Source organism: Kaistia defluvii (genome assembly GCF_026343955.1).
GTDB lineage: Bacteria > Pseudomonadota > Alphaproteobacteria > Rhizobiales > Kaistiaceae > Kaistia > Kaistia defluvii.
Window position 1 is genome coordinate 16,077 of record NZ_JAPKNI010000006.1, and the last position, 18,821, is coordinate 34,897.

Here is an 18,821-nt window from a genome sequence, read left to right on the forward strand (position 1 = left end):
CTTATCGGATCTGCACAGGACGCTTCCCCTTGCTCACGCTTCAAACCATCGTCGCCTCGACCCGTCCGGGCCGCGCCGGCCTTTCCATCGGCACCTGGTTCAACGGCGTCGCCGCCGCGCACAAGGATTTCCAGGCCGAACTCGTCGACCTGAAGGCCGTCAACCTGCCGATGTTCGACGAGCCCAACCACCCGCGCATGCGCCAGTATGTGCATCAGCACACCAAGGACTGGAGCGCGACGATCGACGCGGCTGATGCCTTCGTTTTCGTGCTGCCCGAGTACAATCACGGCTTCCCGGCCTCGATCAAGAACGCGATCGACTACCTGTCGCATGAATGGGCCGACAAGCCGCTCGGCTTCGTCAGCTACGGCGGCGTATCTGGCGGCACCCGCGCGGTGCAACTGCTGAAGCCGGTCGCCGGCGCGGTCGGTCTGGCCGTGGCGGGCGAGGTCAACATCCCGTTCTTCTCGCAATACCGCCAGGACGATCTGTTCGTGCCGCCGGCGAGCTTCATCGATTCCGCCAACCTCATGCTGAACCGCATCGCCAAGGTCGGCGCGACGCTGAAGGCCGGCCGCAAGGAACTGGCGGCGGCCTGATCGCTGGTCTCTGGCACGAACGAAAATGGCGGCTCCGGGCCGCCATTTTTTTGTTTTGGGAGTTTGCGCCGTGCCTGCCGTCAGCTCAACCGCACCGGGCGGCCCTTGCTGGCGCTCTTGCGGGCGAGCTCGAAGGTCGCCACCACCTCGACATGGCCCGACCACAGGAACTGGTCGACGGGCGTCACGCTGGTGAGCTTGTAGCCGCCATCGATCAGGATGCGCGCGTCGCGGGCGAGCGTCGCGGGATTGCAGGAGACGCCGACGATCTTGGGCACGATCGACTTTGCCAGTGTCTCGGCCTGCGCCTTGGCGCCGGCGCGCGGCGGATCGAACACCACGGCCTTGAATTCCTTCAGCTCGACCGGGGCCATGGGATTGAGGAACAGGTCGCGCCGGCGCGTGGTCACCGCCCGGATGCCGGTGGAAAAGCGCATCGAGCGGTCGAGCGCCTGCAGCAGCTTGGTCTCGCCCTCGACGGCGAGAACGGGGAAGCGCCGCGCCAGCTTCAGCGTGAAGGTGCCGATGCCGGCGAAGAGATCGAGCACCGGGCCGCCCGACTTGCCGATCGCGGCGTCGACGAGGTCGGCCATCGCGAGTTCGGAACTGGCCGTCGCCTGCAGGAAGCCGCCGGCGCTCGGATAGAGCACGATCGGATCGTTGCGGATTTCCGGCACGCGGCTCATGAAGATCTCCGCGCCATCGACCGTCAGGCGCGAGATCGAGCCGTCGACCGCGGCGCGACCGAGCGCCTCATAGTCGGCTCGGCCGGGCTTGCGCGCGCCTTCCAGCGACACGTCGAGGCCGGTATCGGTCGAGACCACGGTCATGCGGGCGCGCTTGCCGCGATCCATCAGCCGGTCGGCCAGGGCGGCGAGCTTGTCGCGCCGCGTCTCGATCTCGGGCACCAGCAGCGGGCATTCCTCGATCGCCAGGATGTCGTGGCTCTCGCGCTTGTTGAAGCCGAGCACGACGCCCTGTTCGGTGCGCGACAGGGTGAAGACGGCGCGGCGGCGCGAATGGGGCGCAACCGGGATCACCGGATTGACCTCCGTTTCGATGCCGCGCTGGGCGAAGGCGTGCACGACCAGCTCGCGCTTCCAGGCCTGGTATTTCTCCGGCGCCCAATGCTGCAGTGAGCAGCCGCCGCAGACGGTGAAATGCCGGCAGGCGGGCGCGATGCGGTCCGGGCTCGGCGTGATGATCGAAACCAGGTGGCCGCGCTCGCCGTCGATATCGGCCGTCACGACTTCGCCCGGCAGGGTGAAGGGCACGAACACCTTCTGGCCCGATGCGGTCTCGGCGATGCCGTCGCCCTCATGGCCGAGAGCAGTGATGGTGAGGGTTTCAGCCATGGGCTGTTTCTTTCCTAACGCCGAGCAGGAATTCATGATTGCCGTCGCCACCGGCGATCGGGGAGGGGACGAGGCCGTCGACGACCCATCCCGGCTCCGCGGCAATCCAGTCAACGATGCGCTCGACAGCGGCCTCGCCTTCCAGGGGATCGCGAACCAGGCCGCTCTTGTTGATGCCGTCTTTGCCGACCTCGAACTGCGGCTTGACCAGCAGGACGCCCCAACTGCCCGGCTCGGCCAGCTCGAGCGCCGGCGGCAGCGCCAGGCGGAGCGAGATGAACGAGACATCGCAGACGATGGCATCGAACGGTTCGCCAATGTCCTCGGCGGTCAGGTCGCGGACATTCAGGCCTTCGCGCATGGTGACGCGCGACCGGCCGGCCACGCGCGGATGCAGCTGGCCATGCCCGACATCGAGCGCATGGACATGGCGCGCGCCGCGTTCGAGCAGAACTTCGGTGAAGCCGCCGGTCGAGGCGCCGAGATCCAGCGCGGTGCGGCCGGTCGGGTCATAGCCGAAATGATCCAGCCCGGCGACGAGCTTCAGCGCGGCGCGCGAGACGTAGCGCTGCGCGGGATCGTCGATCTCGAGCGTGGCGTTCTGCCGGATGGTCGCGGCGGGCTTGGTGATCAGGACCCCGTCGACGCGGACATGGCCGCGCAGGACGGCGTCGCGCGCCTTGGCCCGCGAGGCGACCAGCCCGCGCGCCAGCAGGACCATGTCCAGGCGATGTGTGGTGTCGTTCATGGCGCGAGTGATGGCGTGCTCGGCGGTCAAGCGCAAGCGCTATCGGGCCGCAGGCACGCGTCGCAGGCCTCGCAGACCGCGAAAGGGGCGGCCGGGGCGAGAGGGGCGCCTATCGATGTGCCGCGATCAGCATCATCATCGGCCGGTCTCGCTCCTCGGCCAGCGCCGGCTGCGCGGCGATCTCGGCGTCGGTCGGCCCCCATTCCTCGAAATGGTTGATGGTGAAACCCTGCCGGATCATCATGTTGAGCTGGGTGCCGATGGTGCGATGGTGCTTGATGACGCCCTTGGCGAGCCAGTCGGTCGAGCGCGGCCCTTCGGCGCTGTAGCGGTCGAGCGGCCAGGTGCGGCGGCCTTCGGCATCGATCACCCAGCTGGGGTTGGTCGGCGCCATATAGATCGGATGTTCGATCGAGAAGACGAGCCTGCCGCCCGGTACCAGCGCGCGATGCACGGTTGCCAGAAGGCGCGGCAGGTCCTCGATATAGTGCAGCGTCAGCGAGCTATAGACGAAATCGAACGCGGCCTCGGGCAGTTCCAGCGTCTCGAGATCGGCACGCTCGTAGCGGATAAGGGGATCCTTGGTCATGGAAGTGGCGCGCGCCAGCATCGCCTCCGACACGTCGAGTCCCAGCACGGAGGCCGCGCCCTGTTCGCTCGCATGGCGGCAGAACCAGCCATAGCCGCAGCCCAGATCGACGACGCGAAGCCCGCGCAGATCCGGCAGCATTGCGCGCAGCGCCGGCCATTCGGCAGCCCCCGCCAGTCCATGGACGGATCGACCGAGCTGGCTGTAGCCCTCGAAGAAGGCGGGATTGTCGTAGATGTTCTGGGTCATGGCGCTCGCACCTCCATCGGTTTTCGCCGGCCGGGGTGCGTCTCCTACCACAATCGCGCTGCGCTCGCTTCGCGCACCAGCCTGACTAAACGGCCGGCGCGGCCTGCACCTCGAGCGTGACATGCGACAGCGCGTGCAAGGCCGCGAGCTTCTTGCGGTAGACGTCGGGCGATTGCGGATGGGCCGAGACGAGGCTGATCACTGCCGCGTTGTGGCCGGGGCCGACGCGCCAGAGATGCAGGTCGGTGACCCGGTCCCCATTCTGCTCGATCCGGGCGCGCATGGCGGTGGCGAGATCCGGATCGGGCACGGTGTCGACCAGGACGCGGCCGCTGTCTCGCATCAGCTGCAGCGACCAGCTCGCGATCACCGCCGCGCCGAGAATGCCGACGGCCGGATCCAGCCAGACCCAGTTCAGGAAGCGCCCCGCGAGCAGCGCCGCGATGGCGAGCACGGAGGTGGCCGCATCCGCGAGCACATGGACATAGGCGGCGCGCAGATTGTGATCCCGGGCGCCGCCGTGATCGTGGCGCGCATGGTCGTGGTGGTGGCCATGATCATGCCCGTGGTGGTCGTCATGGCCGTGGCTGTGTCCGGGCATGCTCTCGTGCAGCAGCGCGGCGCTGACGAGATTGACGGCGAGGCCGATGACGGCGACGGCGATCGCCGGGTTGAAGCTGATGTCGATGGGATGCGCCAGGCGCCAGGCAGCATCGACCGCGATCAGCACGGCGATGACCCCAAGGATGACGGCGCTGGCGAAGGCCGCGAGGTCGCCGATCTTGCCGGTGCCGAAGGTGAAGGCCGGGTCGTGCGCGTGGCGGCGGGCATAGCGATAGGCGAGCGCTGCCACCAGCAGGGCGCCGGCATGCGTCGACATGTGGAAGCCGTCCGCCAGCAGCGCCATCGAGCCATAGGCATAGCCGCCGACGATTTCGGCCAGCATGGTCAGCGTCGTGATGCCGACGACGATCATCGTCCGGCGCTGGTTGCGGTCGTGCGAGGCGCCGAGAAAGACGTGGTCGTGGCCCCTGAGAGCTTGCGAGGCGTTCATTGCGATACTCCTGCCATGGCCCACCCGCTCCTCAGAGATACTTGCTGACTTCCTTGATTTCCTCGACCAGGGCGCGGGCCTCGACGGCGGGCAGCGCGCTGGCGGCCGCCCCCAGATGCTCGTCGATATGGTGGTGGATCAGGATGCGCTTGGTGCTTTCGATCGCCTTGATCACGGCCTGCATCTGCTGGGCGATGGCCAGGCAGTCGCGGCCGTCCTCGACCATGGCGATGACGCTGGTCAGGTGGCCGGAGGCGCGGCGCAGGCGGAGCAGGATATCGGGGTTCTGGGCGTGGCTCATGATGGATCCTATCCTGGGGGAGGGGACACAGCAAGCGGGAGTATCCCATCGAGCGGCGGGTTGCGGAGGGGCCATGCGAGGGAAGGTGGGCGGCCCCCGGATCGGGCCGCTGAATCCGGCCGATACGGCCGGCTGGCGAGCTTTGACTCGTCAGGCAGATCAATCGGCTCCGCCCTCATCCCGAGGCGCTTCGCTTCCGCGAAGCCTCGAAGGAGGCGCTCCAGTGGGCAATCGGACGCCGAGCCGACCTCAAACGAAAAGGGGCGCGACGATGCCCGTCGCGCCCCTCCCGAGAATCTTGCCGCAATCGGCGTCCGGTGACCCTGCCTAGCCGGCGACGAGGCGCTTCAGCTTGGCCATGATTGTCTCGTCCTTCTCGTGATAGTCGACCGTGCCGACGAAATTGGCGTCGGAATCGAGCAGGTACACGGCGGCGGCGTGGTCCATCGTGTAGTCCTCGCCCTCGCCGACCTTCTTCGAATAGACCCGGTAGGCCTTCAGCATCGCGTCGATCTGCGGGCGGCTGCCGGTCAGGCCGATGATGCGCGGATCAAAGGCGTGCAGATAGTTGTCCATCTGCTCGGGCGTGTCGCGCTCGGGATCGACGGTGACGAAATAGACCTTGAGCTTGTCGCCATCGGGGCCGAGCTGCTTCAGCCACTGCGTCGCCTGGAACAGCGTGGTCGGGCAGACGTCGGGGCAGAAGGTGAAGCCGAAGAACATCGCCGAGGGATGTCCCTTCAGCGCCGCCTCGGTGACGGGCTGGCCCTTCTGGTCGACGACCGAGAACGGCCCGCCGATCGCGCTGGTGGTCAGGCTGGCTCCGCCCCTCTTCTGCGTCACCGCGAAGCCGGCGACGGCGATGACCGCGACGGCGACCAGGCCCCAGAGGATGTAGCGGATGGTACGCAACGTCTTGCGGCTGGCGTCGGGTTTGCTGGCGGTCATTTCGCGGCGCCCTCATGGTTCATGGGCATGGAATGATCCGCTTTCGGTCCGGGTGCGCCGATCGGCGAGATGGTCAGCTCGATCTCGACCGGGCCGGCCTTGGCGAAATTCAGGGTCAGCGGCACGGTCTCGCCCTGCACGAAGGGCGCCTTGGGGCGGATGAACATGATGTGGTAGCCGCCGGGCTCCAGCGTCAGCGTCTGGCCGGCCGGGATCTCGACGCCGTCGGTCGCGGGACGCATCGTCATCACGCCGTCCTCGGTCTTCATCAGGTGAAGCTCGGTCTTTTCGGAGACGGGCGAGGCGACAGAGACCAGCGTATCCGGCTCGGTGCCGGTGTTCTGGATGGTCAGGTAGCCGCCGCCGACCTTGGCGCCGGGCGGCGTCGCGCGCGACCAGGGCTCGCGGATGACGAGCGGGCCGGCGGTGACATCGGCGAGCGCGGGCGTTGCCAGCGACGCGGCGAGAAGGAGCGAAAGGGCGATATGCTTGATCATGTCGCAGAGATAGCCCCGCACGCCGCGCTTGCAAAGCGCGGCGGACTGCCGCGCGAGCCATGCGACGATGTGGCGGACCTCAGAGCGGCTTGGCGGCCTGGCGTCGTGCGAGGATCCAGTAGCAGGCGATGAGCAGGATCGGTTGGAGCACCGTCAGGAGCAGGAGCGCCCCCGCATTGCCGGCCGTCCAGTTGCCGGCGCTGACGATCTGGTGGATGTGGCCGATCACAAGCCCGACGTAATAGACCGTGGTGAAGAGGATCACGGCGGCTTTGAACGCCAGCGTTTGCCAGAACGCGACGATGCCGATGACGCCGAGCGCGATATCGGCGATGCCGACCTCGAACTGGAACGGGCTGACCTGCCAGCCGATGAACGCCGCGGCCGTTTCCGGCGCGAAGACGTGGTAGAGGCCGGCCCAGACACTGGTGACACCGATGGAAAGCAGCAGCAGCCAGTCGAGATAGGCTTGCGCCGAGCCGCCGCGCAGGGTGGCGATGAGCAGGGCTGCGAAAAACAGCAGGCTCGGCAGGTTCGTCAGCACCAGCCGGATCGCGTCGGATACCATCCTCGTTCCCCCTTCGGCCGGATCTCCCAAGGGGATCCCGTCCGCTATCGGGTAGAACGAGTCGCGATATGATGCAACGGAAGGTCGCCAAGTTTACATGGTGAAGGCTGGATTTCAGGCCAGCCGGATCTTCGCCGCCTCGTCGCCGCGGCCGAGCGCCTCGAACACCGTCGCGACGATGCCGCGCGCGTCGAGCCCGCTGGAAACGATCATCGCCTCGGGCTTGTCGTGATCGGTGAACTCGTCCGGCATCACCATCGTGCGGATCTTGAGGCCGCGGTCGAAGGCGCCGGCGCCGGCGAGGAAGGCCAGGACCTGGCCGCCGAAGCCGCCGACCGCACCTTCCTCGATCGTGATCACGACTTCGTGATTGCGGGCGAGGTCGAGCACCAGATCGGTATCGAGCGGCTTGGCGAAGCGCGCATCGGCGACCGTGGTCGACAGGCCGTATGTGTCGAGCTCTTCCGCCGCCTTGATCGCGTCCTTGAGGCGCGTGCCGAAGGAGAGGATGGCGATCTTCGATCCCTGGCGCACGATCCGGCCCTTGCCGATCGGCAGGACTTCTCCGCGAAGCGGCATGTCGATGCCGACGCCTTCGCCGCGCGGATAGCGGAAGGAGGAGGGCGCGTCGTCGATGGCGACCGAGGTCGCGATCATGTGCACCAGTTCGGCCTCGTCCGATGGCGCCATGACGATCATGCCGGGGAGCGCGGTCAGGAAGCCGGTGTCGAACGAGCCGGCATGGGTCGGGCCGTCGGCCCCGACGAAGCCGGCGCGGTCGATGGCGAAGCGCACCGGCAGCTTCTGGATCGCCACGTCATGGACGATCTGGTCATAGCCGCGCTGCAGGAAGGTCGAATAGATCGCGCAGAACGGCTTGTAGCCCTCCGAGGCAAGGCCCGCAGCGAAGGTGACGGCGTGCTGCTCGGCGATGCCGACATCGAAGGTGCGGCTCGGAAAGGCCTGGCCGAACAGGTCGAGGCCGGTGCCGGTCGGCATGGCCGCGGTGACGGCGACGATCTTGTCGTCGGCCTCCGCTTCCCGGATCAGCGTCTCCGCGAAAACACGCGTGTAGCTCGGCGCGTTTGGCGTCGCCTTGGCCTGCTTGCCAGTGATGACGTCGAAGCGATTGACGCCGTGGTACTTGTCGGCGGCGGCCTCGGCCGGGGCGTAGCCCTTGCCCTTCTGCGTCACGACATGCAGCAGGATCGGGCCTTCCGGCGCGTCGCGCAGATTGCGCAGGATCGGCAGCAGGTGGTCGAGATTGTGGCCGTCGATCGGCCCGACATAATAGAAGCCGAGCTCTTCGAACAGCGTGCCGCCGGTGAAGAAACCGCGCGCATATTCCTCGGTCTGCTTTGCCTTGTCGTGGAAGATGCGCGGCAGCTTCTTGGTGAGCTGCTTCGCCACTTCGCGGAACGAGCGATAGGCGCGGCCCGACACGAGGCGCGCCAGATAGGCCGACATGGCGCCGACCGGCGGCGCGATCGACATGTCGTTGTCGTTCAGGATGACGATCAGCCGCGAGCGCAGCGCGCCGGCATTGTTCATCGCCTCGTAAGCCATGCCGGCGGACATCGCGCCGTCGCCGATCACGCAGACGACGGCATTGTCGCCTTCGGACAGGTCGCGCGCCACCGCCATGCCGAGGCCGGCCGAGATCGAGGTCGATGAATGGGCCGCGCCGAACGGGTCGTATTCGCTCTCGGCCCGCTTGGTGAAGCCGGACAGCCCGTGGGGCTGGCGCAGCGTGCGGATGCGGTCGCGGCGGCCCGTCAGGATCTTGTGCGGGTAGGCCTGATGGCCGACATCCCAGATGATCCGGTCGGCCGGCGTGTTGAACACGTAGTGCAGCGCCACCGTCAGCTCGACGACGCCGAGACCGGCGCCGAGATGGCCGCCGGTGATCGAAACCGCATCGATGGTTTCGGCGCGGAGTTCGGCCGCCAGTTGCACGAGCGCGCTCTCCGGCAGGCGGCGGAGATCCTCGGGCGTGGTGACGGTGTCGAGAAGGAGCGTTTCGGGCTTGCCGGTCATCTATGAAACAAGACTGTTATGTGAAGGGGCACGGTTACACGACGTGGCGGCGGGTGGCAACGCGGTCAAGGGCGAGGGGGCGGGCCATATCCGCGCGGTTGCGCGCGCTTCCTCGTTCTCTACTGTGCATTCTTCTGGTAGCGAAGAGGCCCCCGCATGATCCGCCATACCGTTGTCTTCCGTCTCAAGCATTCCAAGGGTTCCGAGGCGGAGAGGCAGTTTCTCGCCGATGCCCGCATCCTCGCCGCGATCCCCGGCGTGGGAAGGTTCGAGCAGCTGCGCCAGGTCAGCCCCAAGAACGATCATGATTTCGGCTTCTCGATGGAGTTCGCGGACCAGGCCGCTTATTCCCTGTATAACGACCATCCCGACCACGTCGCCTTCGTCAGGGATCGCTGGATCCCCGAGGTTGAGTCGTTTCTCGAGATCGACTACGTGCTGCTGAACGGAGCCTGACGGGTGTCCATCGCGGCGGCGAGGCATACGAGCCGTCTCCGCCAGCCATCTTCCGCGCCGGGCGCCCCGGTTGCCCGCGCGCCAAACGACAGACGGAATCCAGCGTGCTCCGACAAAGACGATTTATGCGCCGACCCCGCCGGCTTTGGCTCTCGACCACGATCTGGCGGCGCCGCCTCGTGTTCTGGCTGGGCGCGTTGGCGACGGGCCTGGTCAGCGTCGCCTTCGCCTACAGCGCCGACTGGAGCCAGTCGCTGTTTCATCGACTGGCCGGATTGGGCTGGTGGGTGCCGCTGGTCCTGACGCCACTGGGGTTTCTGGTCTGCGCGCATCTGGCCCGCACCGTCTTCCCGGGGTCGCAGGGCAGCGGCATTCCGCAGGCGATTGCCGCCCGGCAACTGACCGATCCCGCCGCGCGGGACAAGCTGCTGTCGCCGCGTGTCGCCCTCGGCAAGATCATGCTGACGCTGGTCGGCATCGCTTCGGGTGGCTCGATCGGCCGCGAGGGGCCGACGGTGCAGATCGGCGCCTCGATCATGCTGAAGGCGGGCGAGATCGGCCGGATGGGGCGTGAGAGCGGCCTGATCCTCGCCGGCTCGGCGGCCGGTATCTCGGCGGCGTTCAATACGCCGCTTGCCGGCATCGTCTTCGCGATCGAGGAGATGAGCCGCTCCTTCGAACTGCGAACCAGCGGCCTCGTCATTTCCGCCGTCATCATCGGCGGTCTCGTTTCGCTCGGCCTTGTCGGCAACTACAGCTATTTCGGCTCGACCTCGGAAGTCGTCGTTGGCGCGCAGGGCTGGTTTCTCGTCGTCGCCTGCGGCGTCATCGGCGGCACGGCCGGCGCGCTGTTCTCCGGTCTCATGCTTCAGGGCACGCTGGCCCTGCGGCGATGGACCTCGGCCATGCCCGTCTGGCGGACGCTGCTGGTCGCCGTGCTTTGCGGGCTCGGTGTCGCGCTCATCGGCATCGCCACGGGGGGCATCAGCTTCGGCACCGGCTACGAGCAGGCGAAGATCGCCGTCGAGGGCGGCGTGCTGCCATGGTACTTTGCGCCGGCCAAGCTGGCCTCGACGCTGCTATCCTCGCTGTCGGGCATTCCGGGGGGCATTTTCGCGCCGTCGCTGGCGGTTGGAACCGGCATTGGCAGCCTGATCGGAGCCGCCTTCGGCGGAAGCGCCGGCATCGCCGCGCTGCTGGGCATGGCGGGATATTTCGCCGGCGTCGTTCAGGCCCCGATCACGGCCTTCGTCATCATCCTGGAAATGACCGGCGATACCTCGAACGTCATCCCGGTGATGTGCGCTTCCGTGGTGGGCTACGGCGTCTCGCGGATCCTCGCGCCGGAATCGCTCTATCACGGGCTTGCCAAGGGCATGTTGCGCGAATTGCGCCGCTGATGCCGCCAGGCGGCAGCGGTCGACGCCGCCGCCGTAATCCGTCATAGGAGGGGCATGTTTCGGCGGCCTTTTGCCGGCAGGATGAGAATGCACGAGATACTGACCGACTACCCGCTCGACAACAGCAACAGTTTCGGCTTCCGCGCCCTGAGCCGCTATGCGGTCGAGATCCGCTCCGAGGACGATCTCGTCGCGGCGCTGGCCGATCCGCGACTGAAGGGGCTGCCGCGCCGGCTTCTGGGCGGCGGCAGCAATGTCGTGCTGAGCGCGGATTTCGAGGGCGTGACGCTGCTGATGCGCAGTCAGGGCAGTCGGCTGGTCGAGGCGCGCGAAGACGCGTGGATCGTCGAGGCGGCCGCGGGCGAGAACTGGCACGGCTTCGTCCGTTCGACTCTGGCCGGGGGTCATCCGGGGCTGGAAAACCTCGCGCTGATTCCCGGCACGGTCGGCGCCTCGCCCGTGCAGAACATCGGCGCCTACGGCATCGAGCTGGCGGACCGGTTCGACAGCCTGCGCGCCTATGACGTCGAGTCGAAGCGCTTCGTCACCTTCGACAAGGACGCGTGCGCCTTCGCCTATCGCGACAGCATCTTCAAGCACCATCCTGGCCGCTACATCGTGACGAGCGTGCGCTTCCGCCTGCCGCGCCCGTGGCAGCCGGTACTGAGCTATCCCGACATCGCCGCGATCTTCCAGCATGGTGAGGCGGTCGAGCCCGAAGCGGTGTTCAACGAGGTCGTGGCCGTGCGCGGGCGAAAGCTTCCCGATCCGGCGGTGATCGGCAATGCCGGCAGCTTCTTCCAGAACCCGATCGTCCCGGCGGCCAGGCACAAGGCGCTCAAGGCGCACTATCCGAAGCTCGGCGGCTACCCGCAGCCGGATGGACAGATCAAGCTCTCGGCCGCCTGGCTGGTCGAGCAGAGCGGCTTCAAGGGCATCCGGCTCGGCCATGTCGGCGTCTATGACCGCCATGCCCTGATCCTGGTCAACCATGGCGGCGGCTCGGCGGCCGAGATCACCGTGCTGGCCGGGGAGATCAAGGCCGGCGTGCGCGCCAAGTTCGGCGTCGAACTGGTCGAGGAACCGGTGTTTCTCTGAGACTTCGACGCTCGGCTGGTGTCTGCAGCAGCGCTGCCGCCTCTTCGGGGGGCTTGCGGCGACATCCGCACGCGTTCGCCGTCATCCTCGCGAAAGCGAGGACCCATGCAGCCGAGGCCTGACGAGAGTGAAAGTCCCTCGATCCCGGATGAATGGATCCCGGGTCTCCGCCCGGGATGACGCCGAGGGTGGGGGGCGATTCGCCGAAACCTGACACGCCGCTTTCCATCACCTCTCGTTCTCTCCGGAAGGGGATGAGCAGCCCTTTTTGCCGACTAGAGCGGGAAACCTACGGCCCTTCAGGCAGCGGTATGAACTCGCTCTCGTCGCCAAAGACCTTGTCGAAGCGGCCGAGCTTCCAGTCGTTCTTGGCCTGCTCGATGCGGTCCTTCGACGAGGAGACGAAGTTCCACCAGATGTGGCGCGGACCGTCCATCGGCGCGCCGCCGACCAGCATAAGCCGCGTCGGCTTGCGCGCCGTCAGGCTGATCCGGTCGCCGGGGCGCAGCACGAGCAGGCGGCCGGCCTCGAACACGTCGCCGGCGATCTCGATCTCACCCTCGAAGATGTAGAGCGCGCGTTCCTCGTGCTCGGCATCGATCGGCAGGCGGCCGCCCGGCTGCAGCGCCACATCGGCATAGATCGTGTCGGAAAAGGTCTGCACCGGCGAGGTTTCGCCATAGGCGGAGCCGAGGATCAGACGCAGGTCGACGCCTTCGCCGCTGACGACGGGCAGATCGGCCTTGCCGTGATGGTGGAATTCTGGCGCGTGTTCTTCATGCTCCCTGGGCAGTGCCACCCAGGTCTGCAGGCCGCCGACCTTGCGGTCATTGGCGCGGTGGCGGAATTCCGGACTGGAGCGCTCGGAATGCGCGATGCCGCGTCCGGCCGTCATCCAGTTCACGTCGCCCGGCTGGATCGCCATTTCGACGCCGGTGGAGTCGCGGTGCACGATCTCGCCATCGAACAGATAGGTGACGGTCGCCAGCCCGATATGGGGATGCGGCCGCACGTCGAGGCCTTCGCCGGCCGGGAATTCGCCGGGCCCCATCTGGTCGAGGAAGATGAACGGCCCGACCATGCGGCGCTTCGCCGTCGGCAAGGCGCGCTTCACCGCGAAGCCGCCGATATCGACGGTGCGCGGCACGACGACGAGCTCGATGGCGTCGCTCGACGCGGCGTCGCCAAAGACCGGATCGATATCGGGCAAGCGGCTCATGGCAATCTCCTTGGCTTCGGTGGTGACCCGATAATGGAGAGGCGGAGTATGAGCCGAAAGGCGCCGTTCTGGCGACGGATTGTTCAGCGAAAGGGCCGGCCGGCCTATTCCACGTCGAGCGGTTCGGTGGCGGTAGCCTGGCCGTTGGCGCCGGTGCGGATCTTCTCAACCTTCGCCTCGGCCTGCTTCAGCAGCGCATCGCAGTGCTTCTTCAGGGCTTCGCCGCGCGCATAGATCGTGATCGACTCTTCGAGCGGGACGTCGCCGCGCTCGAGATGGCCGACGATGGTCTCGAGCTCGGCCAGGGCCTTCTCGAAGGAGAGGCTTTCAAGGGCGGTCTGAACGTCGGACATGGACTGGTCTCCCGGAATTGTGCGGCGAACCTTTTCGGCCATCGGGCCGCGTGATGCAAGTCGTGCCCGGCCCGACGGGTCAGCCGGCGCGCATCAGCGTCTCGACATGGGCGGCGGTCGAGGCGGCGAGGGCCTTCAGGTCGTAGCCGCCTTCCAGGATGCTGACGATCCGGCCATGCGAATGACGGTTCGCGACCTCCATCAATTGCTCGGTCGCCCAGACGAAGTCCGACTCCTCCAGCTCCAGTTCGCCGAGCGGATCGCGCGAATGGGCGTCGAAGCCGGCGGAGATGAGGATCAGTTCCGGCCGGAAGGCGTCAAGGGCCGGCAGGATCACCGCCTCGAACGAACGGCGGAAATCAGCGCCATCGGCACCGGGCGCGAGCGGCGCGTTGAAGATGTTGCCGGCGCCTGTCTCCGACGCCGCGCCGGTGCCGGGATAGAGCGGCATCTGGTGCGTCGAGGCATAGAGCACGGACGGATCGTCCCAGAAGATCGCCTGCGTGCCGTTGCCGTGGTGCACGTCCCAGTCGACGATCGCGACGCGCTCGATGCCATGGCCGCGCTGTGCGTGGCGGGCGGCGATCGCTGCCTGATTGAAGAAGCAGAAGCCCATGGCGCGATCTGGCTCGGCATGGTGGCCGGGCGGGCGCATGGCGCAGAAGGCGTTCTTCGCGTCGCCATCCAGCACGGCGTCGACCGCCTGGCAGGCGCCGCCCACGGCGATCAGCGCCGCTTCCAGCGTCATCGGCGACATCGTCGTGTCGGCATCGACGCGGATCATGCTCTCCGAGGGGCTGTAGTGGCGCATCGCCTCGAGATGAGAGAGCGGGTGGCAGAGCAGGATCATTTCGACATCCGCCATCCGGGCCTGTTCGCGCAGCAGCGGCGCGAAGCGGTCGTCGGAAAGCGCCGCCTCGACGGCCTGGATGCGTTCGGGCCGTTCCGGGTGGCCGAAGGGCACGAGGTGCTCGGCGAAGACCGGGTGATGGATCAGCAGCGTTGCCATGGGCGTCCCAAATTCGATGTCAGAAGGGGCCCCGGATGGCGGCCCCGGTCACTGGTTCTTGCGCATATAGGCAACCAGCGTGTCGCGTGCGACGGGCGAACGCAGCCGATTGAGGGTCTGGGCGATTTCCTGGTCGATCCGGGTCAGCACTTCGCGCCGGTCGCCGCGCATCAGGCGACGGGTGATGCCGGCGGATTCCATCGACCGGCTGGCGAGCTTGCGGGCAATGGCGAGGGCTGCCTTCTCGACGTCGGCCGCGGGAACGATCCGGTTGACCAACCCGGCCTGGAAGGCGCGCTCGACGTCGAAGCGCTCGCCGAGCACGAGATATTCGAAGGCGCGCTGGTGCCCCATCAGGCGGGCGGCCAGCAGGGTCGAGCCGCCGCTCGGGATCAGGCCGAGTTCGACGCAGTTCGATTCGAACGCCGACCATTCGCTGGCGACCACATAGTCGCAATGCAGCAGGATGGTGGCGCCCATGCCCATGGCCAGCCCGTCGACGGCGGCGATCAGCGGCTTCTCGATGGTGGCGATGGTCTTGAGGAAGCGGGCGATGCTCTCGTCGATGCGGCCCTCATCGGCGAACTGGATCAACTCGCGAAGGTCGTTGCCGATGGAAAACACGCCTGGCGAACCGACGATGACGAAGGCCTTGTTGCGTCCGTCCCGTTCTCCCAGCACAAGCGCGTCCGAAATCGTTGTGAGCATCTCGACGGTCAGGGCATTCTGAGTTTCCGGTCTGTCTAAGCGAATGACGGTGATCCCGCCCTTCGCCTCGATACCGATCGGCAAACTCATGCTCTCGCTCATCCGGGTTCCACCTTCCCATTAGCTAGTTGGCGGAGGAGAATTGGACAGGTCCTGCCGCGAAGTAAAGCATATGTTCAAAATTGCCTACAATTGACGCGGTCACACGGGAGATCTTCCTGTCTCGGACAGGAAGGGTGGATAGGGCTTGACTGCCCGGCCGCGTCGGGCCTTTTGGCCCTTCGCTGCAAAAAAATGGCTCGGGAGGCCGGATTGGCCAGGCATCATTCCTCCAACATACGTCCGGCGGATGACGATGACGCGCTGCGCGAGGCGGTCGCGGCGCTTGCGGCCGGCCAGCTTGTCGGAATGCCGACCGAAACGGTCTATGGCCTGGCGGCCGACGCCACCAATGGCGAGGCGGTCGCGCGCATCTATGCCGCCAAGGGACGCCCGAGCTTCAATCCGCTGATCGCTCACGTCGCGGACCTTGAAGCGGCGGAGCGGCTCGTCCTGTTCGATCCCATCTCGCGGCGATTGGCCGAGGCGTTCTGGCCGGGCCCCCTGACGCTGGTTCTGCCCAAGCGCGCCGATGCCGGCGTATCCGACCTCGCCACCGCCGGGCTCGACACGCTGGCCGTGCGCATGCCCTCGCACCCGGCCGCGCATGCGCTCTTGAAGGCGTTCGGCCGGCCGGTCGCGGCGCCCAGCGCCAACCGCTCTGGCCATGTCAGCGCGACCACCGCCGCCCATGTCGCGGAAGATCTCGGATCCACTGTGGCGATCGTGCTCGATGCCGGACCGAGCCATGTCGGCGTCGAATCGACCATCGTCGCGGCGACGCCGGCCGGACTTGCGCTGCTTCGGGCGGGCGGCTTGCCGCGCGAGGCGATCGAGGCGGTCGCCGGCATGCCGCTGACGATCGTCGACCTCACCGATCCCGAGGCGCCGACCGCGCCGGGACAGCTGGCCTCGCACTACGCGCCGGGCGCGATGGTCCGGCTCAATGTGAAGGAAGTGTTGCCGGGGGAGGCGCTGCTCGCCTTCGGGGCCGAGCTGCCGCGCCATGCCGGCAATGCGGCCGTGACGATCAATCTGAGCGAGCGCGGTGACCTGATCGAGGCGGCCGCGCGCCTGTTTTCGGCGCTACGTGAGCTGGACGGCAAGGCCGCGACCATCGCGGTCGCGCCGATCCCGACGACGGGCCTCGGCGAGGCGATCGTCGACCGCCTTCGCCGCGCCGCCGCGCCGCGCCCCTGAGGCGGCTACCGCTCGAATTCGGGGCCGCGTGCGGAATAGGCCTTGGTCTCGCGCCAGTGCCGCATCATCGCCTCGAATTCCGGATCGATTTCCGGCGGCAGCACGATCTTGAGCGCGACGAGCAGGTCGCCATTGCCACCCACGGCGGTCGGCAGACCCTTGCCCTTCAGGCGCATCACGCGTCCGCCATCCGAATGGGCCGGAATGGTCATGGTGCCCGAGCCGGTCAGCGTCGGGACCCGTACCTTGGCGCCGAGCACCGCTTCATCCAGCGTCACCGGCAGTTCCAGGCGCAGCGCGTCGCCCTCCACCTTGAACAGCGGGTGCGGCACGAACTCGACGGTGACGAGCGCGTCGCCGGGTTGGCCACCGGTCGGGCTCGCCCAGCCCTGGCCGCGCAGCCGGATGACCCGGCCGGGACGCGTCCCAGCGGGAATGGCGATCTCGAGCGTCCGGCCGGTCGGCAGTTCGACGCGCACCTTCTCGTCGCGCGCGATCTGCTCCAGCGTCACGCCCACGGTGGCGGTGACGTCCTCGCCGCGCGAGCGGGCCTGCGACGAGGCGCGCGCGCCGCCGCCACTGAAGCCGCCGGCCCGGCCGCCGCCAAAATTGCTGAAGCCCCCGCCGCCGCCGCCCTGGCCGGCAAAGCCGCCGAAAATATCGTTCAGGATGTCGTCGGCGCCGCCGGCCGAGGACCAGCGGAAGCTATGCGCTCCGGCGCCGGCGCCCGCGCCGCCGCGCGGATCGAACCCTTCGAAGCCCTGGAACTTCGGCTTGCCCTCGGCATCGATTTCGCCACGGTCGAACTGGGCGCGCTTTTCCTCGTCGCCGAGGATTTCATAGGCAGAATTGATCTCCGAAAACTTCTCCTGCGCCTTGGAGTCGTCCGGATTCTGGTCGGGATGGTGTTTTTTGGCGAGACGGCGAAACGCCTTCTTCACCTCGGCCGCGGTCGCCTTCTTCTCGACGCCGAGCACCTGGTATGGATCACGCATGGGAAACCCCCTCTAAGGGCAGGATTCGTCCCGGCCCAAAACGGCGGCACCGGAACCGTCCCCTAACATAGGGAGGCTAGGAATTGATTCCAATCGCCTCGACTCGGATTGGACTTTAAAGGAGCGTGCTGTCTTCGGGAACGACTTCGAAGAGCTGCCACATGCCGTCCGTGGCCCGGCAGGCATCGCCCCTGTAGCGGCGTATGCCGCGGACATCGCTGACGGTGAGTGCGAAGGCGCGGCAATTGCGGCCATCCGGCTCGACATGGGCGGCGCGGACGGGCGACAGCGTGCCGTTCGAGCCGGTGTCGGGATTGGTCCAGTCGATGACGTCGCCATTGGCGGAGCCGGAAATGAAGGTGGAGGCCGTCAGGCGGATATGCTCCCAATCGGACGGGTCCACGGCTTCGACGACCGTGCGCTTGGCCGTCGGGACGGCCGGGGCGATCGAGCCCGTGGTGGTCATGTCGATGTCGGCTTCCGGGCCGCCCGGCGTCAGACCGCAGCCGGCCAGACCCGCGCACAGCATGATCGGTCCTATGCGGCCAATCATTCGCATTCCCGGTGGACCCCGTCTTGTCTGGCCATATGCCGTCCGGTCGATATATGTCTGTCCCGTAGCAGCACGAATGATCCTCAGCGGACGCTCTGCGGATCGCAGCATCGGAAAAGATGATTAAGGATGAGTGACTTCACCGCCGCGACGGACCCGTTTGCCCTTTTCGCCACCTGGCTGAAGGAAGCGGAGGCCTCGGAAATCAACGATCCGAACGGCATGGCGCTGGCCACCGTCGACCCGGACGGGCTGCCGGATGTGCGCATGGTGCTGATGAAGGATTTCGACGAGAACGGGATCGTCTTCTACACCAACTATGGCAGCGCCAAGGGGCGCGAACTGCTGGCAACCCCCAAGGCCGCCGTGCTTTTCCATTGGAAGAGCCTGCGCCGGCAGGTGCGGGTTCGCGGCCTGGTCGAGACGGTGACCGATGCGGAGGCCGACGCTTATTTCGCGACGCGCGCCCGCCACAGCCGTCTCGGCGCCTGGGCATCGAAACAGTCGCAGCCGCTCGAATCGCGTTTTGCGTTGGAAAAGTCGGTGGCGGCGCTGGCCGCCAAATATGCGATCGGCGAAATCCCGCGCCCGCCGCATTGGTCCGGTTTCCGCATCAAGCCGATCCAGATCGAATTCTGGAAGGATGGCGCCTTCCGCCTGCACGACCGCGTCGTCTTCCGGCGCGAGGTGCCGGGCGAGGGCGAATGGCAGAGCGAGAGGCTCTATCCGTAGGCGAGGGGCCGTCTTTGAGATCGGCGCAAATCTTCACCTCTCCCTGGGGGA

General features: G+C 67.1%; 21 protein-coding genes. 6 read left to right on the plus strand and 15 right to left on the minus strand.

Translation table 11 applies throughout. The features are described from left to right. Positions 1-29 precede the first annotated feature (29 nt). On the plus strand, positions 30-602 hold the full coding sequence (locus OSH10_RS16015) for an NADPH-dependent FMN reductase (protein WP_266332900.1): 573 nt from the start codon (positions 30-32) through the stop codon (positions 600-602). A gap of 80 nt (positions 603-682) precedes the next feature. Here OSH10_RS16015 and OSH10_RS16020 read toward each other — a convergent pair whose 3' ends face one another. From OSH10_RS16020 to dxs, 9 genes are all read right to left on the minus strand, one after another. Then, the gene (locus tag OSH10_RS16020) at positions 683-1,957 is read right to left on the minus strand and encodes a class I SAM-dependent RNA methyltransferase (protein ID WP_266332901.1); all 1,275 of its coding nucleotides are present in this window, start codon (positions 1,955-1,957) and stop codon (positions 683-685) included. Further along, positions 1,950-2,705, minus strand: coding sequence for a TlyA family RNA methyltransferase (locus tag OSH10_RS16025; protein WP_266332902.1), 756 nt, complete (start codon positions 2,703-2,705; stop codon positions 1,950-1,952). Before OSH10_RS16025 ends, OSH10_RS16020 begins: the two co-directional genes overlap by 8 nt. 109 nt (positions 2,706-2,814) lie before the next feature. Beyond that, positions 2,815-3,543: a class I SAM-dependent methyltransferase gene (locus OSH10_RS16030; protein ID WP_266332903.1), complete on the minus strand. Its 729-nt coding sequence runs from the start codon at positions 3,541-3,543 to the stop codon at positions 2,815-2,817. 85 nt (positions 3,544-3,628) lie between these two features. After that, a complete protein-coding gene (gene dmeF / locus OSH10_RS16035) occupies positions 3,629-4,597 on the minus strand; it encodes a CDF family Co(II)/Ni(II) efflux transporter DmeF (protein WP_266332904.1) in 969 nt (322 codons plus the stop codon). A 31-nt stretch (positions 4,598-4,628) separates the two neighbouring features. Beyond that, the gene (locus tag OSH10_RS16040; RefSeq protein WP_266332905.1) at positions 4,629-4,898 is read right to left on the minus strand and encodes a metal-sensing transcriptional repressor; all 270 of its coding nucleotides are present in this window, start codon (positions 4,896-4,898) and stop codon (positions 4,629-4,631) included. Between the two features lie 327 nt (positions 4,899-5,225). Further along, positions 5,226-5,846 (minus strand): SCO family protein, encoded by a 621-nt coding sequence (locus OSH10_RS16045; protein ID WP_266332906.1) that lies wholly within the window; start codon positions 5,844-5,846, stop codon positions 5,226-5,228. Next, on the minus strand, positions 5,843-6,364 hold the full coding sequence (locus OSH10_RS16050) for a copper chaperone PCu(A)C (RefSeq protein WP_323181613.1): 522 nt from the start codon (positions 6,362-6,364) through the stop codon (positions 5,843-5,845). Before OSH10_RS16050 ends, OSH10_RS16045 begins: the two co-directional genes overlap by 4 nt. Positions 6,365-6,422: 58 nt before the next feature. Continuing rightward, the gene (locus OSH10_RS16055; RefSeq protein ID WP_266332907.1) at positions 6,423-6,911 is read right to left on the minus strand and encodes a DUF6790 family protein; all 489 of its coding nucleotides are present in this window, start codon (positions 6,909-6,911) and stop codon (positions 6,423-6,425) included. 114 nt (positions 6,912-7,025) lie between these two features. After that, on the minus strand, positions 7,026-8,948 hold the full coding sequence (gene dxs, locus OSH10_RS16060) for a 1-deoxy-D-xylulose-5-phosphate synthase (RefSeq protein ID WP_266332908.1): 1,923 nt from the start codon (positions 8,946-8,948) through the stop codon (positions 7,026-7,028). Positions 8,949-9,104: 156 nt separating this feature from the next. On the opposite strand from dxs, the gene OSH10_RS16065 reads away from it, so the two are divergent. The 3 genes from OSH10_RS16065 (at position 9,105) to murB (ending at position 11,902) form a co-directional block, all read left to right on the plus strand. Next, positions 9,105-9,404 carry a Dabb family protein gene (locus OSH10_RS16065; RefSeq protein ID WP_266332909.1) on the plus strand — a complete coding sequence of 100 codons (300 nt, stop codon included), beginning with the start codon at positions 9,105-9,107 and terminating at the stop codon, positions 9,402-9,404. Positions 9,405-9,529: 125 nt separating this feature from the next. Continuing rightward, on the plus strand, positions 9,530-10,804 hold the full coding sequence (locus OSH10_RS16070; RefSeq protein WP_266332910.1) for a chloride channel protein: 1,275 nt from the start codon (positions 9,530-9,532) through the stop codon (positions 10,802-10,804). 87 nt (positions 10,805-10,891) lie between these two features. Beyond that, entirely contained in the window at positions 10,892-11,902 is a 1,011-nt protein-coding gene (gene murB / locus OSH10_RS16075; RefSeq protein ID WP_266332911.1) for a UDP-N-acetylmuramate dehydrogenase, read from the plus strand. A gap of 289 nt (positions 11,903-12,191) precedes the next feature. Here murB and OSH10_RS16080 read toward each other — a convergent pair whose 3' ends face one another. From OSH10_RS16080 to OSH10_RS16095, 4 genes are all read right to left on the minus strand, one after another. Next, positions 12,192-13,121: a pirin family protein gene (locus OSH10_RS16080; protein WP_266332912.1), complete on the minus strand. Its 930-nt coding sequence runs from the start codon at positions 13,119-13,121 to the stop codon at positions 12,192-12,194. A gap of 104 nt (positions 13,122-13,225) precedes the next feature. Continuing rightward, on the minus strand, positions 13,226-13,474 hold the full coding sequence (locus OSH10_RS16085) for an exodeoxyribonuclease VII small subunit (protein ID WP_266332913.1): 249 nt from the start codon (positions 13,472-13,474) through the stop codon (positions 13,226-13,228). A 79-nt stretch (positions 13,475-13,553) separates the two neighbouring features. Beyond that, a complete protein-coding gene (locus tag OSH10_RS16090) occupies positions 13,554-14,483 on the minus strand; it encodes a histone deacetylase family protein (RefSeq protein WP_266332914.1) in 930 nt (309 codons plus the stop codon). Between the two features lie 48 nt (positions 14,484-14,531). Next, entirely contained in the window at positions 14,532-15,281 is a 750-nt protein-coding gene (locus OSH10_RS16095) for an enoyl-CoA hydratase-related protein (RefSeq protein ID WP_266332915.1), read from the minus strand. A gap of 222 nt (positions 15,282-15,503) precedes the next feature. On the opposite strand from OSH10_RS16095, the gene OSH10_RS16100 reads away from it, so the two are divergent. Next, a complete protein-coding gene (locus OSH10_RS16100; protein ID WP_266332916.1) occupies positions 15,504-16,490 on the plus strand; it encodes an L-threonylcarbamoyladenylate synthase in 987 nt (328 codons plus the stop codon). A gap of 5 nt (positions 16,491-16,495) precedes the next feature. Here OSH10_RS16100 and OSH10_RS16105 read toward each other — a convergent pair whose 3' ends face one another. After that, positions 16,496-17,485 (minus strand): DnaJ C-terminal domain-containing protein, encoded by a 990-nt coding sequence (locus OSH10_RS16105; RefSeq protein WP_266332917.1) that lies wholly within the window; start codon positions 17,483-17,485, stop codon positions 16,496-16,498. A 115-nt stretch (positions 17,486-17,600) separates the two neighbouring features. Continuing rightward, entirely contained in the window at positions 17,601-18,038 is a 438-nt protein-coding gene (locus OSH10_RS16110; protein WP_266332918.1) for an RT0821/Lpp0805 family surface protein, read from the minus strand. Between the two features lie 129 nt (positions 18,039-18,167). On the opposite strand from OSH10_RS16110, the gene pdxH reads away from it, so the two are divergent. After that, on the plus strand, positions 18,168-18,770 hold the full coding sequence (pdxH, locus tag OSH10_RS16115) for a pyridoxamine 5'-phosphate oxidase (RefSeq protein ID WP_266332919.1): 603 nt from the start codon (positions 18,168-18,170) through the stop codon (positions 18,768-18,770). The last annotated feature ends 51 nt before the right edge of the window (positions 18,771-18,821 follow it).

Excerpts from the sequence above, each read along its gene's own strand:
- OSH10_RS16020 (WP_266332901.1), bottom strand. The coding sequence starts at position 1,957 with ATGGCTGAAACCCTCACCATCACTGCTCTCGGCCATGAGGGCGACGGC.
- OSH10_RS16025 (WP_266332902.1), bottom strand. The coding sequence starts at position 2,705 with ATGAACGACACCACACATCGCCTGGACATGGTCCTGCTGGCGCGCGGG.
- OSH10_RS16030 (WP_266332903.1), bottom strand. The coding sequence starts at position 3,543 with ATGACCCAGAACATCTACGACAATCCCGCCTTCTTCGAGGGCTACAGC.
- dmeF (WP_266332904.1), bottom strand. The coding sequence starts at position 4,597 with ATGAACGCCTCGCAAGCTCTCAGGGGCCACGACCACGTCTTTCTCGGC.
- OSH10_RS16040 (WP_266332905.1), bottom strand. The coding sequence starts at position 4,898 with ATGAGCCACGCCCAGAACCCCGATATCCTGCTCCGCCTGCGCCGCGCC.
- OSH10_RS16045 (WP_266332906.1), bottom strand. The coding sequence starts at position 5,846 with ATGACCGCCAGCAAACCCGACGCCAGCCGCAAGACGTTGCGTACCATC.
- OSH10_RS16055 (WP_266332907.1), bottom strand. The coding sequence starts at position 6,911 with ATGGTATCCGACGCGATCCGGCTGGTGCTGACGAACCTGCCGAGCCTG.
- dxs (WP_266332908.1), bottom strand. The coding sequence starts at position 8,948 with ATGACCGGCAAGCCCGAAACGCTCCTTCTCGACACCGTCACCACGCCC.
- OSH10_RS16065 (WP_266332909.1), top strand. The coding sequence starts at position 9,105 with ATGATCCGCCATACCGTTGTCTTCCGTCTCAAGCATTCCAAGGGTTCC.
- OSH10_RS16070 (WP_266332910.1), top strand. The coding sequence starts at position 9,530 with ATGCGCCGACCCCGCCGGCTTTGGCTCTCGACCACGATCTGGCGGCGC.
- murB (WP_266332911.1), top strand. The coding sequence starts at position 10,892 with ATGCACGAGATACTGACCGACTACCCGCTCGACAACAGCAACAGTTTC.
- OSH10_RS16080 (WP_266332912.1), bottom strand. The coding sequence starts at position 13,121 with ATGAGCCGCTTGCCCGATATCGATCCGGTCTTTGGCGACGCCGCGTCG.
- OSH10_RS16085 (WP_266332913.1), bottom strand. The coding sequence starts at position 13,474 with ATGTCCGACGTTCAGACCGCCCTTGAAAGCCTCTCCTTCGAGAAGGCC.
- OSH10_RS16090 (WP_266332914.1), bottom strand. The coding sequence starts at position 14,483 with ATGGCAACGCTGCTGATCCATCACCCGGTCTTCGCCGAGCACCTCGTG.
- OSH10_RS16095 (WP_266332915.1), bottom strand. The coding sequence starts at position 15,281 with ATGAGTTTGCCGATCGGTATCGAGGCGAAGGGCGGGATCACCGTCATT.
- OSH10_RS16105 (WP_266332917.1), bottom strand. The coding sequence starts at position 17,485 with ATGCGTGATCCATACCAGGTGCTCGGCGTCGAGAAGAAGGCGACCGCG.
- OSH10_RS16110 (WP_266332918.1), bottom strand. The coding sequence starts at position 18,038 with ATGATTGGCCGCATAGGACCGATCATGCTGTGCGCGGGTCTGGCCGGC.
- pdxH (WP_266332919.1), top strand. The coding sequence starts at position 18,168 with ATGAGTGACTTCACCGCCGCGACGGACCCGTTTGCCCTTTTCGCCACC.